Source organism: Pseudoalteromonas sp. BSi20439, from assembly GCF_000241165.1.
Lineage (GTDB): Bacteria > Pseudomonadota > Gammaproteobacteria > Enterobacterales > Alteromonadaceae > Pseudoalteromonas.
The window spans coordinates 1-16,258 of the sequence record NZ_BADW01000166.1 but is presented as its reverse complement, the minus strand read 5'-3'; the positions used below and the strand labels follow the sequence as shown (position 1 = coordinate 16,258).

General features: G+C 39.4%; 13 protein-coding genes and 1 pseudogene. 8 read left to right on the top strand and 6 right to left on the bottom strand.

All coding sequences use genetic code 11. The features are described from left to right. Positions 1-6 precede the first annotated feature (6 nt). From P20439_RS13270 to P20439_RS18310, 3 genes and pseudogenes are all read right to left on the bottom strand, one after another. Positions 7-492, bottom strand: a complete 486-nt coding sequence (locus P20439_RS13270) for a hypothetical protein (RefSeq protein ID WP_008111576.1) — start codon at positions 490-492, stop codon at positions 7-9. A 28-nt stretch (positions 493-520) separates the two neighbouring features. Beyond that, positions 521-1,333 carry a DUF481 domain-containing protein gene (locus P20439_RS13265; RefSeq protein ID WP_036934091.1) on the bottom strand — a complete coding sequence of 271 codons (813 nt, stop codon included), beginning with the start codon at positions 1,331-1,333 and terminating at the stop codon, positions 521-523. A 46-nt stretch (positions 1,334-1,379) separates the two neighbouring features. Then, positions 1,380-1,699, bottom strand: a pseudogene (locus P20439_RS18310) (HI1450 family dsDNA-mimic protein). Between the two features lie 278 nt (positions 1,700-1,977). Here P20439_RS18310 and P20439_RS13260 point away from each other — a divergent pair. From P20439_RS13260 to P20439_RS13230, 7 genes are all read left to right on the top strand, one after another. Next, on the top strand, positions 1,978-2,775 hold the full coding sequence (locus P20439_RS13260) for a crotonase/enoyl-CoA hydratase family protein (RefSeq protein ID WP_036934089.1): 798 nt from the start codon (positions 1,978-1,980) through the stop codon (positions 2,773-2,775). Between the two features lie 83 nt (positions 2,776-2,858). After that, positions 2,859-3,212 carry a CidA/LrgA family protein gene (locus P20439_RS13255; RefSeq protein ID WP_008111568.1) on the top strand — a complete coding sequence of 118 codons (354 nt, stop codon included), beginning with the start codon at positions 2,859-2,861 and terminating at the stop codon, positions 3,210-3,212. Continuing rightward, on the top strand, positions 3,205-3,936 hold the full coding sequence (locus P20439_RS13250) for an LrgB family protein (protein WP_008467597.1): 732 nt from the start codon (positions 3,205-3,207) through the stop codon (positions 3,934-3,936). Before P20439_RS13255 ends, P20439_RS13250 begins: the two co-directional genes overlap by 8 nt. A 37-nt stretch (positions 3,937-3,973) precedes the next feature. Continuing rightward, positions 3,974-4,801 (top strand): mechanosensitive ion channel family protein, encoded by an 828-nt coding sequence (locus P20439_RS13245; RefSeq protein WP_008467595.1) that lies wholly within the window; start codon positions 3,974-3,976, stop codon positions 4,799-4,801. Positions 4,802-4,863: 62 nt separating this feature from the next. Next, on the top strand, positions 4,864-8,118 hold the full coding sequence (locus tag P20439_RS13240) for a winged helix-turn-helix domain-containing protein (RefSeq protein WP_008467594.1): 3,255 nt from the start codon (positions 4,864-4,866) through the stop codon (positions 8,116-8,118). A 23-nt stretch (positions 8,119-8,141) separates the two neighbouring features. Further along, positions 8,142-8,525, top strand: a complete 384-nt coding sequence (locus P20439_RS13235) for a DP-EP family protein (RefSeq protein WP_008111557.1) — start codon at positions 8,142-8,144, stop codon at positions 8,523-8,525. Positions 8,526-8,853: 328 nt separating this feature from the next. Continuing rightward, positions 8,854-9,849 (top strand): GGDEF domain-containing protein, encoded by a 996-nt coding sequence (locus P20439_RS13230; RefSeq protein WP_008111555.1) that lies wholly within the window; start codon positions 8,854-8,856, stop codon positions 9,847-9,849. Between the two features lie 67 nt (positions 9,850-9,916). Here the strand turns inward: P20439_RS13230 and P20439_RS13225 are convergent, their stop codons facing one another. Beyond that, positions 9,917-11,269: a magnesium transporter gene (locus P20439_RS13225; protein ID WP_008111553.1), complete on the bottom strand. Its 1,353-nt coding sequence runs from the start codon at positions 11,267-11,269 to the stop codon at positions 9,917-9,919. A 238-nt stretch (positions 11,270-11,507) separates the two neighbouring features. Further along, the gene (locus P20439_RS13220; RefSeq protein ID WP_008111551.1) at positions 11,508-13,175 is read right to left on the bottom strand and encodes a methyl-accepting chemotaxis protein; all 1,668 of its coding nucleotides are present in this window, start codon (positions 13,173-13,175) and stop codon (positions 11,508-11,510) included. A gap of 406 nt (positions 13,176-13,581) precedes the next feature. Between P20439_RS13220 and purU the strand changes: the two genes are divergently transcribed. Beyond that, positions 13,582-14,412 carry a formyltetrahydrofolate deformylase gene (gene purU, locus P20439_RS13215; protein ID WP_008467591.1) on the top strand — a complete coding sequence of 277 codons (831 nt, stop codon included), beginning with the start codon at positions 13,582-13,584 and terminating at the stop codon, positions 14,410-14,412. Positions 14,413-14,488: 76 nt separating this feature from the next. Here purU and P20439_RS13210 read toward each other — a convergent pair whose 3' ends face one another. Next, positions 14,489-16,096 carry an AbgT family transporter gene (locus P20439_RS13210; RefSeq protein WP_036934086.1) on the bottom strand — a complete coding sequence of 536 codons (1,608 nt, stop codon included), beginning with the start codon at positions 16,094-16,096 and terminating at the stop codon, positions 14,489-14,491. Between the last annotated feature and the right edge of the window lie 162 nt (positions 16,097-16,258).

The window sequence follows — 16,258 nt, the reverse complement described above, 5'->3', positions numbered from 1 at the left end:
TNTTTTTTATAGCATATTATTATGCGTACGTAATTTAACTTGAGGCTCTGCTGCTGGTACTTCGCCTGGGGTTATTTTATCTTCAAGCGCAGCAACTAGCCCCTCTTGGTCATTCGTGCCTAAGCGATACTGAGTGCCATCTTTAAGCGTTAATTGCACCGCACTAAAGCCTGATACCGAATAAATCCAACCATCATGTGTAATGCGAATACCAATACCATGACGGTATGAGTTTTGTACTGCCTTTACATCCACTATGTCTTCTAATGCTAATTTTTGGCCGGCAACACCTGGACCAAATGCCCAGCTAATATGAGTTTCGTCAACTTTAATGGTTAAACCATGAAATAAAAAACCCACCAGCACTAAAATACCCGCAAATACGATTAATGGGGCATCGGCACCGATTAAGTTCCATGCAAGCGCAACAAAACCACTGATCCACGCTAATACTACAAATATAAATACCGCATACTGCTTATGCTGATACATAACACTCTCAATTAAAAAGTTAAAAAAATTAAAAACTGTACACTAAGGTTGCACTGAGCTCTGAATCGTATTTAAGCTTATCTTCCTCAGGCTTAGAATTATAACGGTACATATACGCAAATTTAAGCGATACCGCGCCAACCACTTGGCTAATTAATGCCGTTTCTGACTTTAACCGAGAGTTAAGCCCAGACAATGACTGCTCTATACTAATATCCTGATTAAATCGGGTGCGCTCAGATACCAACCGTTCCCACTGCATTGCAATACGAAGTAAATAGCCCATTTTGTCTTTGTCGTCTTCAAGTGCTGTTGACTCATCATCAGCAACTGAGCGGTATAAACCTGGGCCAATATCTATATCTACTTTATTTTTAACCCCTTGATAAACACGTGCACCATAACCAGTTGCTACCGTGCTTTTAAAATCAAGGCCACTAAATTCATCTTCCTCGTAATCCCCATAAATAAAGAACGACGAGTTTTTAACCCCTACTTTATAGTTGCCTTGTGCAGATACAAACACGCGATTAGCAGTCACATCAGACTCACCTGTTTCTTCATTTTCGTCACGTTTGTAGAGGGAGTCTATTTTGAATTGATTTCGCCAGTTTTCAAAATCTTGATAAAGGTTCCCTTTAAGCTTAAAACTGGTTGAATTAGTGTTACCTTTACTTAAAATAAAACCAAATTCGGTATCGCCATACAGTACTTCGCCTTTGTGTAACTCATGAATCTCTTCATCTGAAAGCTGACCATACTCATGAAAATCTTCAAAAGGATCAACAGCCCAGCTAAAGCAGCTAAATAATAAAAGCAGTAATACAAAGGAGTTTCGCAAAATACGTTCTCTTGCAAATGGCAATAACAAAAAAGCGGAGAAATGGTTATTCACTTTCTTTCCACAAAATATGACAAAAAGGTGCATCTTTATCACGGCTAATTAAAATTTTCGCAAATAATACGTCTTCATTATCAAACTCAAGGCCTACTAATACTTGAATAAAATGCTCAGGTTCAATTTCTAAGGCAACAAAGTCTTGCCACTGTTCATCAGGCTCATCTTCTTCAATAAAGCCTAGCTCTTCACGGTGCAGGTTAAATTCTTCAACATCTTTATCGCTTAAATTATTGGGAGCTAGCTCTAAAAAATATCATAAGCTTGATGAGTTGCTTCTTCTATCGTAAATAAACGTGGACCTGACATGAATGGTTAACCTCTGAGCTTTTAAGTGGGTATCATAATATCAAAAGTTGTTGGGGTTTTGATAAAAAAACACGTTAAATACTGACTTTTTTATTTATTCCTAATACTTATAGATAGATTAACGATTAGTTAGCGTAAGGTGTTACCCTTAAAAATTAAGTTAATCGTTAAAGATAACAGACCCCATTTGCTTTAAAAAATTCACTTTGTTTTTATTCATCTTCATCCACTTTACTTAACATCAATAAAAACATAAGCTCAAACAACAGGTCAGAGGAGTGCATAATGATAAAATTAGAAAAAAACAGGGTATTGCCACTGTTACATTGCATCGCGAAGAAAAACAAAATGCCTTAAGCTTTGCTATGTTTGTTGAGCTTAACAAGGTGATTAAAAATATAAAAAAAGACGCCAGTATTCGTGCGGTTGTATTAACCGGTGAGGGTGAACACTTTTGTGCAGGACTCGATATCAATGCGGTTATGGCCTCACCATTCAACATTATAAAGCTCCTATTTAAATGGCTGCCTGGTAATCAAAACCTAGCACAAAAAGTAGTCTTAGGTTGGCAATCATTGAGTGTGCCTGTAATTGCTAAAATTAACGGAAATTGCCTCGGTGGTGGGCTACAAATAGCGCTCGGGGCTGATTACCGGGTTGTTCATCACGATGCCAAACTCGCCATTATGGAAGCGCGCTGGGGGTTATGCCCCGACATGGGCGCTAATGTTATGCTTGCAGGACTAGTAAAACGCGACCAAGCACTTTGGCTAGCAAGCCATGCTGACCCCATTAGTGCTCAACACGCTTTTGAACTCGGTTTAGTAACAAAAACAACCGACGATACAGATAAAGCAACGAAAGAAATGCTTGATACATTACAAGCACGTTCACCTGACACATTAGCGGCAATAAAGCGAGTAACTCAACAAAGCTATAAAGCCCCAGCTCGAAAAATACTCGCCAAAGAAACATGGAGCCAAATTCGCTTATTAATCAACCCCAATACTAAAAAGGCCATTGCTAAAGCAAAAGGTAAAACTGGTATTGAGTTTGCAAACGCCAAGCGCTGGTAACATTGATGCTAATACTAAGGCACAATGCACAAAACAGCGTTATTTGTTAAAGTGATAATCCTCTATTGTATTGAGTCATCGCCATGAAATACTTTTTAAGTAGCGCTATCATTTTGCTTTGTTTGGCAGCGGGCAAACTTATTATGCACTTTATTGATGCCAGTTTCCCTGCGCCACTGTTAGCAATGGTTATTTTACTGGTACTGCTTTTATCAGGCATTGTTAAAGAGCAACAACTTACCCCATGTGCCTCGCCTATTTTAAATGTAATGCCTATTTTCTTTATTCCTGCAGGCGTTGGCTTTATTGAACACTTGGGACTTATAAAAACCCATTGGCCATTTTTAACCACCGTGATGATTATAGTGCCCTTTAGTAGCTTAATTTTAGTAGCCAGTATCGTTGGTCACTTTAAAGGCACTGAAAACAATGAGTGAGCAAATCAGTGCAATAACGCCAAGTCTTTGGTGGTTAACTATCCCTTTTATAATCGCTCTTTTTTTAGGGCTAAAAATGCTCAATGTGAGAGTGAGTCACAGCATATTAAAATCCCTCACAAACCCCGTATTTTTAAGTATTGCAATAATTGCCTTATTATTAGTTAATCTACATTTGCCTTATGCGAAATTTTCCTCTCATAGCCAACTACTTAGTTGGTTACTCGAGCCTGCAATCGTTGCGTTAGCCCTGCCCTTATATCAGCAGTTTATGCATATTCGAAAAAACTTTTTACTCATTTTTGTCACTTGCAGTATTGGTATTGTTAATGCCACATTGGTGGCTTTTGTATTAAGTATTTTATTTGCTGCCCCCTCGCAACTCAGCGCCTCAGTTGCCGCACTCAGCGTTACGACACCTATTGCATTACTTGTCACCGATTCACTTGGGGGGATCAGCTCGTTGGCTGCTGCCATGGTTATTTTTATTGGTTTACTTGGGGCTTTGTTTGGCTTTTTATTACTAAAACTAATTAAAATATTTAACTTTGAGGCACAAGGCATTGCAATGGGAACGGCTTGTCACGCTATAGGTACAGCCGCTGCAATTGCCGAGCACCCAAAAATAGGGGCGTTTTCATCAGTGGCTATGGCATTGAGTGCGTTATTAACTGCGGTGATAGTACCACTATTATATCCATTTTTTGTGAGCACTTTGTTATAGTAAGTTGATAACAATCTAACTAAAACTAGAGCCCACCATGATCAGTTCCGAAATTCAGCAATTTGAAAAATACTACGCCCTACTTACCGAGTATTTAGTCACCTATAGTATGCAAATAGTCGGCGCTATTTTTATACTATTGGTTGGGCTGTGGGTGGCGAAAAAGCTCGCCGAAGGTGTTGCCAATTTAATGACGCGGCATAACGTCGATATTACCTTAACCAACTTTGTCAGTAATGTAGTGAAAGTACTGCTAATCATTATGGTGATCATTATTGCGCTTGGTAAAATTGGTATTAGTGTGACCCCATTTGTTGCTGCAATAGGTGCAGCCTCATTGGGTGCAGGCTTAGCGTTACAAGGCATGCTTTCTAATTATGGCGCGGGGCTTGCTATTATTGCTACACGGCCATTTGTGGTCGGCGATACCATAGAAGTAAAAGGTGTTAGCGGCCAAGTAAAAGTAATTGAGCTGGGGCACACCGTATTAATTAATGAAGAAAAAGTAGAAATAACCATTCCCAACAAACATATTGTTGGCGAAATTCTGCATAACTCATTTAGCTACTCTTTAGTAAAAGGTGAAATAGATATTGCCTACAGTGCCTGCAGTGATACAGCAATCAACCTAATTGAAAACGTGCTCATACAGCATGAACTCGTCGCTAAAAAACCCAATGCACAAATTGGCATAGAGCGCTTTGCTGATAGCGGCGTTACTATTAGCTATCGCTATTGGGTACCCACCACTAAAATTATTGAAACTAAGCTTGCTATTAATGGCAGCGTGTATAAAGCAATTAACGATGCCAATATTGAAATTCCGTTTCCACAACGCATTGTTACACTTAATAAAAATAACTAGCACTTCTCATGTGATTAACGCAAAAAGTTAAGTGCACTAATAACTATAAAAATGAGCCAATTATGCAGCAACCGCCTTTTTATCTAGGTGAATGGCAAGTAACCCCTGCCAGTAACACCCTTCAACGCGCTGAAGAACAAAAACAGCTAGAGCCCAAAGCCATGGATGTTTTGCTGTACTTGTGTCAAAACCAAGCAGAGATTGTCAGTAGCGACGCGTTATTAACTCACTGCTGGGCAAACACAGAAACCGGCGATAATCCTCTGCATAAAACTATCACTCAACTTCGAAAAGCCCTGGGTGATAAGGCAAGCGCTCCGCAATACATAGAAACCATACGTAAACGGGGTTATAGGGTTATTGCAACGGTTGAGTTTCCATTGGCTGATGACCTCCCCAGCCAAGTTAACACATGGCAAGGCGGCTCTCCTTTTTTAGGTTTGAGTGCATATAACCCAACCGATACCCACTTATTTTTTGGTCGTAATCACGCCATCAGCACGTTACTAGAGAGCGTATCAAACCAAGTAACATTACAGCGCGCATTTTGTTTAATCCTTGGCCCTAGTGGCACGGGTAAATCATCATTAGTTAATGCGGGTATATTGCCAAAGCTACTCGACGAGCGAGGCTATAACGGCATTAGAGTAATGTCGTACACCCAACTAGACTTTGCAGATGTAGCTCAAAATAGGCTGTATTTAGATCTCGCCTCAGCCATGCTCGATTGGGATATTAACGACATTCCAGTATTTACAGGGTTAAGCGCACAAACGCTGGCGCAGCAGCTAGAACATGACATAGATAATGTTATTAGTTGTTTAAAAAATACAATTGCAAATACTCAAACAGCAGCAAAAACGCCGCAATTGTTTTTGTTTATAGACCGCTTAGAAGTGCTACTTTCCTCACCGCTATTTAGTAACGACACCCGAAGTCATTTTTTATCTGTTATTGAGCGTTTAGCGACCTCTAAAGCGGTGATTGTATTTAGTGCCTGTCGAAACGATTTTTACCCTTTAGTGGTTGAGCAGCCAAGCCTTATGGCCGGCAAGGCTCATGGCGCGCATTACGATTTAACCCCGCCAAATCGCCATGAACTACAACAAATTATTCGCTTGCCAGCGTTAACCGCTAATTTAACGTTTTCACACGACCCAAACACTAAAACCCCGCTGGATGAAATACTTTGCGCCGATACCGTCAACAATCCAGATGCACTGCCCATGCTGCAATACACACTGCAAGAGCTGTATTTACAGCGCAGTGATAATAATGAGTTATTGCACAGTGTGTATGAAAAACTCGGCGGTATTGAGGGTGCCATTGGCAAAAAAGCCGAAGAAGTATTTATAGGGCTTTCTCAGGCGCAACAACAGCAACTAAAAAGCGTGTTATCGCAATTAGTAACACTAAACCCAGATGGTAAAACCATTACGAGCCGCGCAGCCCGCTTACAAGCGTTAACCAAAACCAGTCAAAAAGAGCTGGTTCAAGCCATGGTCGATAGCCGCTTATTTGTATCGCATTTACAAAACCAAGAAGCTTACTTTAGCCTTGCCCACGAGGCATTATTACGCCAATGGCCACGTGCCAAACAGTGGATTAATGACCATAAAGATGCCCTTGCTATAAAAAGCCGCTTACACCACCACACGCAACAATGGCTTAATGAGCACAAAAGTAACGCCTACTTGTTAGCACCGGGTAAACCGCTGCAAGAAGCCGTTACCTTATTAAACGACAACATATTCGAACTAGACGATGACGAACGCGCGCTTATAACCAGTTCTCTTAAACACAGTAAAACAAAAACAACCATAAAACGCGGCACAGTCGCTCTACTTTGTTTACTCACCTGTGTTGCCTTATTTATGAGTGTTACCAGCTTTCAAGCGCAGCAACTTGCACAGCAAAAACGCCAAGAAGCCGAAAGCTTACTAGGGTTTATGGTTGGTGATTTTGCCGACAAGTTACGCAGCGTAAAGCGTATGGACTTACTTGATGGCATTAGTAATAAAGCACTTGAGTATTTTACCAATCAAGTAGAGGAGCCAAGCTCACTATTTAACTTTAGTAATCAACAAGCCGAATTTAAAAGTCGCTTTCAGTACGCGCAAACTCTGGAAGCCATGGGTGAAGTGGCCTATTCTCGCGGTAAAACCATTGAGGCCTTCACCGCCTTTGAAAACGCCCGCACTCGCCTTGAAGCATTATTAAAAATCCAACCAAACAACTTAGAGTTACTCACGCTTGCCGGTGCCAATGCTTTTTGGCTCGGTCAGCTTCATTATGATAAAAGCGATTACGCAGCCACTGAGCCATTATTTAAAAAATATCATGCCTACAGTGAGAAAATGTATTCATTAGCACCGAATGATTTTAACTCGATTATGGAGCTATCGTATTCGCATAATTCGCTGGGTTCTTTATACACAGAGAAATTTGACTACAGCGCAGCGAAACAAAGCTTTACAAAATCGCTGGCCCTTAAAAACAAAGCGCTTAAGCTTAAACCCAATAATAAAAACTTATTGCGCGATAAAGCAGATACCATCAGCTGGCTTGCTAAAACCGAAGAAGGGCTCGGTGATTTTAATGCCGCGCTAACCATGTATGTAAATGCCTCAAGTGAATTGTCAAATATGCTATTGAATTATCCCGATGATGCAAGTTTATCAAGCAGTTTAGCTTATACTTATATTCAGCAAAGCTATCTTTTAAGTTATTTACCCAATAGACAACCTGCCTACGAAAAAGCACAGCAAGCCACTAATACAATTAATAACGCTATATTGCAGGATCCAAAAAGTAAGTACTTTCAAGATTCATACTATCGCTTTTTAGCCTACCAATTGATGCTTTCAGCCGATAAAAATATTAATGAACAAGTAAATGAAATTATTAAATTTGTCAAAAATCAATACTTCGACAATAAATTTATTATAAATACACAAGTAAGCCTTATACACTATTTTATTGATAGGCTGTCACAGCACAAAGCACAGGAGTTATTAATTGCGCTGGAGAGTGATACAAACTATCAAGAGTACATAGCTAATCAAGTGAAAATTGGCGATAACATAATACCGATACGGGTTAATTTACTTAAAGCTAAGTTAAGTACAACCAGCAAGCAGCGAGAACAGTTTTGCTTAAATGCGCTTCAAGCCATTATTAAAACAGCAGAAAAAGATCAAAGTGTTCGTATCACATACCCGCTGGTACAGGTGTACACTTGCTTAAATCGAGCTGACGAAATCCCCAAAATAAAAGCAAACCTAGTAAAACTAGGCATTACTAATTTTAAACTATGACTATGAATAAAAAAGGAAATAATATGAATAACACTCAAGAACTAATTCACTTTACAGTTAACATTGTACTAGGCAGTGACGACGAAGCTAACTTTACATACTCTATAGATGGTAAAGAAGTGACTGGCGGCGGAGTTGTAAGAACCGAGACTGCGGGCATTTATAGTTTAGATGAAACCACAATTGAAAATGGATTTTTATTTACTGGCGCGACTATTACTGATGTCGATAAAGAAACGCCTTGCGCCCAAAACTTCAGCTTTAAAGTAAGCGATAATGGCCGCAAAATTACTATTATCGATACCGATGAAAACCCAGGTACTGCCTGTTTGATATTTAATGTTGAGTGCAACGGCACAGCCTATGAAAGCACTGATCCGCAAGTTGAAAATAGAGGTGAAAATTAATTAACAACGATTAATTATTTATTTTTAAATTGCACAGAGCTGATTTATTCCTTTGCAATTTTATAAGCCAAACACTTTAACGTTTACACATACCAAGCAGCATCATTAATAACTATCCTTTATTACTAATTTATAATAAAAACCTCAACTTTCAATTGCTGAGTAACTAATTTTCACCTTGCATAGGTTACTTAAAACCTGTGCAAACATGCTTTTTATCATTAAATATCAGCAAGTTAAAAACAGAAGATTACCGAAAGGTTTAATTGCACTTTTTTAAGTAAATTTGTAGACATCAAAAACGTCTGTACCATGCTAAGGCTAAAACGTGTCTAAACAAATTAATAACAAAGAAACTGCAGCAATTAAAAATGATAAAGCGCTCTCCTTCGATTGTGCTTCATCGAGCCCTTTTTTAAATGCTCAATTTAGTGCTTTAATTGAATTGTTTAATGGCACTGCTGAAGGAATATTTGTAATTAATGAACAAGGTGATTTTGAGTTTGTTAATCCAAAAGCTGCGCAATTGTTTGGTCACTCACAGCAGTCATTGATTGGTGATAATTTATTAACATTTTTAAACGATGCCGACCTTGAAAAGTATAAGCAAACCCTATCGAATTGGATTAGCATTAAAGATACAACGCTAAGCTATGGCCCTAATGAAGTAACAATTAATAAAGCCAATGGCGATGTGATTGAAGCCGACCTATCAATCTCAAGCATGCCTAAAAGTATCGCATCGGCGCAAAAGCTTTATGTGTGTATACTTCACGATCTTAGTACCCATAAAGCCATGTACAACCGTTTAAAAGTACAGGCCTCAACCGATCATTTAACTGGGCTTGCTAACCGTTTAGCTTTAGATGAGTCATTAAAAAAATATTGGCAAGAGAGTATTCAAAGCCAACAACCTCTAACCAGCATATTGATTGATGTTGACCACTTTAAAAAATTCAACGACACCTATGGGCATATTAAAGGCGATAAATGCCTACAAAAAATTGCAAAGCTAATTTTACAGTGTGTACCCTCAAGAGAATGTTTAGCGGCTAGGTATGGCGGTGAAGAGTTTGCAATAGTTTTGCCCCGTTGCGATATTAAAAGTGCAACCATTGTTGCAAAACAAATCGAGCAACTCGTTAATAAGATGACCTTCACAGATATTGGCTTACCACCAGAGGTTAAAATTACCATAAGCCAAGGTATAGCCTGTGAGCATCATAATCAATATAGGACATATGAAGCGCTTTTATGTGCAACCGATACAGCACTATACCGAGCTAAAAAAGAAGGACGCAATAGAATAAGCTCTATCATTTAACGAATTAGTAGCATTATGCCCAAAACAAGCGCTAATAAATAGGAATTAGCGCTGAACTGAGACAGCTTCACAGTAGTAACAAACTACCTAATCCTAAAAAGGTTACAAAGCCGACAATATCAGTGACTGTGGTTAAAATAACTGAGCCTGATAATGCAGGGTCAATTTTCATTTTATCTAAAATAGACGGGATCACTACGCCCGCCAATGATGCAGCCACTAAATTCAGCAGTATTGCCACAGTAATGGTTATACTAAGCATAATATCGTTAAACCATAGGAAAGTTAGCAAGCCAATCACTAAAGCCCATACCAAGCCATTTACCGCGCCCACACGCAGCTCTTTTTTAAGCAGTGCCTTACGGTTGGAGTCGGTAACCTGACCAAGCGCAAGACCACGCACTATAACCGTTAAGGTTTGGCTTCCGGCAATACCCCCCATTGAAGCGACAATCGGCATCAATACAGCTAAAGCAACCACTTGTTCTATGGTGGCGCCAAATAAACCAATAAACCACGAGGCTAAAAATGCGGTTGCTAAGTTGATACCTAGCCAAATACCTCGGTTTTTAGCACTTTTGCGAACACTAGCAAATAGGTCTTCGTCTTCTCGTAAACCACCAGCCTTTGCTGTGGCTTCGTCAGCGATTTCCTGACGTAATTCATAAGCTGATGCAATGGTTAATCGCCCTATTAGTTTGTTATCGGCATTAACCACGGGCATGGCCATTTGTTCACTATGAATAACCACTTCAGCGGCTTCATATAAATCATGGTCTGCATGCAATGAGGTAAAGTCATGATTAGCTAAGGTCATTAAACTCTCATTATCATGCGCTTTTATCAGGTCATTAACTGCCACTTCGCCTATTAAGCTGCCTTTGCGGCTCACTAAATAAATCACTTCGCTGTACTGCGGTAACCCTTTGTGGAGTAACTTTTTAGCGCCGCCGGCTGTGAGTTTGTCTGACACCTTTAAAAAGTCAAAGCCAATCCAGTGACCTAGTTGCTCAGGCGTATATTGTTGCGCCAGCTCGTATTGTTTGGTTTGTGCTTCATCAAGCTGCTTTTTTGCATAATCAATAAAGCGCTGCGGGATCACTTCTTCTAACTCAAGCAGCTCTTCAACGTTAACTTCGTCTAATAATTTAAAACCGTCACTGTCATCTAGGGTTTGCAGTAACCATAAACAGCTATCTTCACTTAAATTAACGAAAATTTCGTGTTGCGTGTCTTCATCTAGTAAATGCCAAATTTCAAGGCGCTGCTCTTTAGGAATAGCTTCAAATAATAAGGATAAGTGTTCCGTTGATAAGGTTTGCTGAGCATCAATAAGTAATTTATTTTTGCGCTCAGTGGTATCACACTGCAATAAGTCGTTTATGAGTTGTGGTAACTGATCAACCGGATACTCTATCATTTAAAAACCCTAAAATAGTCTTTCACTATAAATTTACTGTAATAAGTAAGCACTTATTAATGAGAATAGCTAATAGTGTACATTAGACACGCATAAAAATATTAAAAATACGCTGTGTTGTTAAATATTTATGGTTGTAGCGTGCTATAAACTATCGCGCTTTAGCTAAAAATAAAGCCAAAAAAAGCCGTAACTAAACACGTTACGGCTTGCTAAAAAATTAATAACTCAGCGCTATTTATATTTTAAATTGCCCCACTAGGTCACCCAAGTTCTCACCGCGTCCCGCTAAGTGCTTACTAACTGAAGAAGTGGTTTTACTCGACTGTGTTAACTCATTAACTATTTCTTGAATAGCATACACGTTACGGTTAATTTCTTCTGTAACACTACTTTGCTCGGTAGCGGCAGTGGCAATTTGTGTACTCATATCATTAATGGTGGTCACGGACGTAGTTACCGCACCTAAGCTTTCAGATATAGCCCGTGAAGACTCAACTGAGCGGTTACAGCTTTGTTGACTCGCATGCATTGCATCAACCGCTGCCGTTACTAAATTATGTAACTCGCTTAGCATTTCGTTAATTTCTAATGTGCTGTCTTGGGTTCTACTCGCCAGGCTTCTTACTTCATCAGCCACCACCGCAAACCCACGGCCTTGCTCACCTGCGCGTGCCGCTTCAATAGCCGCATTTAATGCCAGTAAGTTTGTTTGTTCAGCAATGCCACCAATTACACTTAATACGCTATTAATTTTTTTAGATTGCTCACTCAAGGAGTTAACCTGCTCTGCGGCTTGATTAATTTCGCTCATTAAGTTTGATACTTCGCTCAGTGAAACATCTACACAATCTTGCGCGTTGGCCACTTCTTTTGTCGCTGCCTGCGTTGATACCGCAACTTGCGTGGTATTTTGCGCTACCTCATGCGAGGTTGCTGACATTTCGGTAATCGCTGTTGCCACTAAATCGGTTTCATGGTTATGCTTTAATAATTTATCTTCAATTAGCAATGTTTGCGTATTAATGTCTGAAGAAGCTGTTTTAACGTCACTTGTTACATCAACCACTCCGGCAATAATACTGTGTAGCTTGCTCACAAATACATTGAAAGATTCACCTAACTGACCAATTTCATCATGAGTATCTATTTCTAAACGTCGGGTTAAATCCCCCTCCCCTTTGGCAATATCGTCTAAGCTTTGCACCATACGTTTAATTGGTTTTAGCATATTATTAGAAGCGTACAACGCACCGGCTGCTGCTAAACCAAGCAGTAGAAGTGAGATTAAAACCAAAGTGGTCATTTTTTCGCTTAAATGGCGCTCCATGGTTGTTTGATATTTTACCAGTTCGGCTTCAATATCATCCATATATGTGCCAGTGCCTATCATCCAATTAGTACCTGGGATCATGGCTGCATAACCAATTTTTTCGACTAAGCCGCTAGTATTGGGCTTTTGAAAATGATAAGTAAACGAGCCACCGCCTTTACGCGCTTGCTCAAGTAAGCCAACCACTATTTTTTTACCGTTAGGGTCGGTCATGCCTATTTTACTTTGCCCTTCTATCGCATCACCCAGTAATGCATGAAAAACACTAATACCATCGGTATCATAAATAAAGTAGTAACCATCTTCACCAAAGGTTAAATCTCGCAACGCATCTTTAGCGTCTTGTTCATTTCCTTGCGCTAATTGGTATTGCACTACTTTAGAGCCGATTTCTATTTCTGTTCTTAATAGAGTTTGTTTATCAGCAATTAATTTAGTTTTGAACTCATTAAAGTTTTGCTGTTGATTTTGCATCTCTAAATAATAAGAACCTGCCATAAAACTGATTAGTAATACAATCAAAGGTAAAACAGCCAGCAGTAGCAATTTGGTTTTTAAGCTTAAATTACCCATTATTTCTCCAATTAACATTATAAGCTATCAAGCTTTTTATTTTGCAGCCACTTAGCAACTACGTTTCCATTGTTTGTATTACTGACAACAGCGCTACACTTGTATATAAATTAAGCACAAACAGGGTTGTTGCGCAATTTAATACACTCGTATGTTAGTAAAACATACTAAAATCAACTTTATAACTAGACGATAGTATAAAAGCAGTAATAAATAACTGATTTTTCTCATGCTATAAATTCTTACTAGTGCACAGCTTATTACCTTACGATTAAATCTTAACTAACCTCAGTAACACTATTTTAGCTTTAATGAAAATTAAATATTGGGCATCACACAAAGGCCTTGCTTTCTGAGTTAAAACACAAATAATGAAGCAACTAACTACTGGGTAAGAATGAGGAAAATGAGTTATATACTAACCACCCAATGCGCAGACGATATAGGTTTAATCGCCAAAATTACCGGACTGTGTAATGAGCATAATTTAAATATTATTCGTAATAACGAATTTGTAGATAAAGATGCGCAGCGCTTTTTTATGCGCACAGAGCTTACAGGCGAACCACATACTGAGTTTTTGTCACAACTGCGCGATGTATTACCTGCTGGCGCAAAAGTGGCACTGCACGGCGAAGAAAAAACCAAAGTGGTACTATTAGCTACAAAAGAAGCTCATTGTTTGGGCGGCATGTTACTTAAGCAATTTGAACAAGCCCTAAACATAGAGATACTAGCCGTTATCGCCAATTACCCTACTTTAGAGCCTCTAGTGAAAGGGTTTGATATTCCTTTTCATGTAGTTTCTCATGAAGGACTTACGCGCAGTGAGCACGACGAAAAAGTCGGTGACTTAATTGTCAGCTATAACCCAGACATTATTGGCCTAGCTAAATATATGCGTATTTTAAGCCCTGAATTTGTAGGTCGTTTTGAGGGTAAAATCATTAATATTCATCACTCATTTTTACCTGCTTTTATTGGTGCAAAACCATATCATCAGGCGTTTGAACGTGGTGTGAAAATTATCGGTGCCACGGCTCACTTTGTTAATAATGAGCTAGACGAAGGCCCTATTATTTTACAAGACGTATCGAGTGTGACTCATGCGAATACAGCTGAGATGATGGCTAAAATGGGTAAAGATGTGGAAAAAACGGTGTTTTGTAAAGCACTGCAACTAGCATCAGAACATAAGCTGTTTATTAATGGCAATAAAACCGTGGTATTTTCATAATTAGCTTTATATCAAAATTAAAAATGCCAGCTACTAAGCTGGCATTTTTTATAAGTAAATATTAAACCTTACCTAATTAGGGTGTGTAATACGTTGGTGCCCCAGGGCCTACTGGCATACCTAAAACAAATACCCATAAATAAAACAGTACCACCCAGCCAACAAAGAAAATTAAGCTGTATGGCAACATAGTGGCTACCAAAGTACCTATTCCCATGTCTTTTTTGTATTTAGTGGCAACCGCGAGGATTAAACCAAAGTAACTCATCATCGGAGTAATTAAGTTAGTTACTGAATCACCAATACGGTAAGCCGCTTGAATTGTCTCGGGGGCATAACCTATAAGCATCAGCATAGGAACAAATATAGGTGCTGTTACTGCCCACTGCGCTGACGATGAGCCTAAAGTTAAGTTAACTAACGCACACATTAAAATAAACAGTACAAATACTTCCGGTCCAGTTAAGCTAAGTGCTTGTAGTAATGCGGCACCATTAATCGCTAAAATCGTACCTAAGTTAGTCCATTTAAAAAATGCCACAAACTGTGCAGCAAAAAACACTAATACAATGTACATGCCCATAGAGCTCATACTTTTGCTCATGGCATTGATCACGTCTTTATCATTTTTCATGGTACCAACCACGCGACCATACACAAAACCTGGAATACCAAAGGTGACAAAAATAAACACCACAATCCCTTTTAAAAACGGAGAGTGAGCAACCAGCCCCGTTTCAGGATTACGTAAAATACCGTCGGCAGGAACAATAGTCCAAGCAAGTAACAATGAAACCAGAAGTAATGAAACCCCAGCCCATTTTAAACCTGATTTTTCTTTGTCAGTTAAACCCGCAATATTATTTTGAGCTAAATCTTCACTGGCTTCATCTGGATTATATTTACCTAAACGTGGCTCAACAATTTTCTCAGTAACAAGTGTGCCTAAAACAGCAATTAGCAACACCGAAATCATCATAAAATACCAGTTTGCTTCAGCGCCAACTTGGTAAGTTGGGTCAATCATTTGTGCTGCAGGCGTAGTAATACCCGCTAATAACGGATCGATAGTGCCAAGTAATAAATTAGCGCTATAGCCGCCCGATACACCAGCAAACGCTGCAGCAAGACCTGCAAGCGGATGACGACCTAAGCTATGAAATATCATTGCCGCTAGCGGAATCAATACCACATAGCCAAGCTCAGACGCTGTGTTTGATAAAATAGCAGCGAAGACCACCATAAAGGTTACTAAGCGTTTAGATGCACCCATAACCATGCCACGCATTGCCGCAGACAATAACCCTGAATGCTCGGCAACACTCACACCTAATAGCGCCACTAACACCGTACCTAATGGAGCAAAGCTAGTAAAGTTAGTCACCAAGCCCGTTACAATACGCTGTAAGCCCTCAGCACTGAGTAAGCTAACCACTTCAATTACACCATCTGGATCGCGCCCAGCAGAGCCCTCAGGACGAGGATCGATGGCACTTAGTCCAAACCAATCGGCAACGCCACTAAATAAAATAATGGCAATACAAAACAGCGCGAATAAGGTAATTGGATGGGGAAGCATGTTCCCTAAAAATTCTACTGTGGCTAAAAATCGATTGAACCAGCCGCCCTTTGCGACCTGATTTTCATCTTGGGATGTGTGTGGTGAGTCTATTGAGTCTGACATACCATGCTCTCTTAATTACAAAATGCCCGTAACCTAGCATTATTTTCTGAGCAGGTCATGTAATAAAGATGAATGACTTGTTATGTCATGGTAATTAACTAATTGGTTTGTTGTAATGGGATTGCAAAAAAGAGGCTTTCGCCTCTTATTTAGTCTGCTTAG

Excerpts from the sequence above, each read along its gene's own strand:
- P20439_RS13270 (WP_008111576.1), bottom strand. The coding sequence starts at position 492 with ATGTATCAGCATAAGCAGTATGCGGTATTTATATTTGTAGTATTAGCG.
- P20439_RS13255 (WP_008111568.1), top strand. The coding sequence starts at position 2,859 with ATGAAATACTTTTTAAGTAGCGCTATCATTTTGCTTTGTTTGGCAGCG.
- P20439_RS13250 (WP_008467597.1), top strand. The coding sequence starts at position 3,205 with ATGAGTGAGCAAATCAGTGCAATAACGCCAAGTCTTTGGTGGTTAACT.
- P20439_RS13245 (WP_008467595.1), top strand. The coding sequence starts at position 3,974 with ATGATCAGTTCCGAAATTCAGCAATTTGAAAAATACTACGCCCTACTT.
- P20439_RS13240 (WP_008467594.1), top strand. The coding sequence starts at position 4,864 with ATGCAGCAACCGCCTTTTTATCTAGGTGAATGGCAAGTAACCCCTGCC.
- P20439_RS13235 (WP_008111557.1), top strand. The coding sequence starts at position 8,142 with ATGAATAACACTCAAGAACTAATTCACTTTACAGTTAACATTGTACTA.
- P20439_RS13225 (WP_008111553.1), bottom strand. The coding sequence starts at position 11,269 with ATGATAGAGTATCCGGTTGATCAGTTACCACAACTCATAAACGACTTA.
- P20439_RS13220 (WP_008111551.1), bottom strand. The coding sequence starts at position 13,175 with ATGGGTAATTTAAGCTTAAAAACCAAATTGCTACTGCTGGCTGTTTTA.
- purU (WP_008467591.1), top strand. The coding sequence starts at position 13,582 with ATGAGTTATATACTAACCACCCAATGCGCAGACGATATAGGTTTAATC.
- P20439_RS13210 (WP_036934086.1), bottom strand. The coding sequence starts at position 16,096 with ATGTCAGACTCAATAGACTCACCACACACATCCCAAGATGAAAATCAG.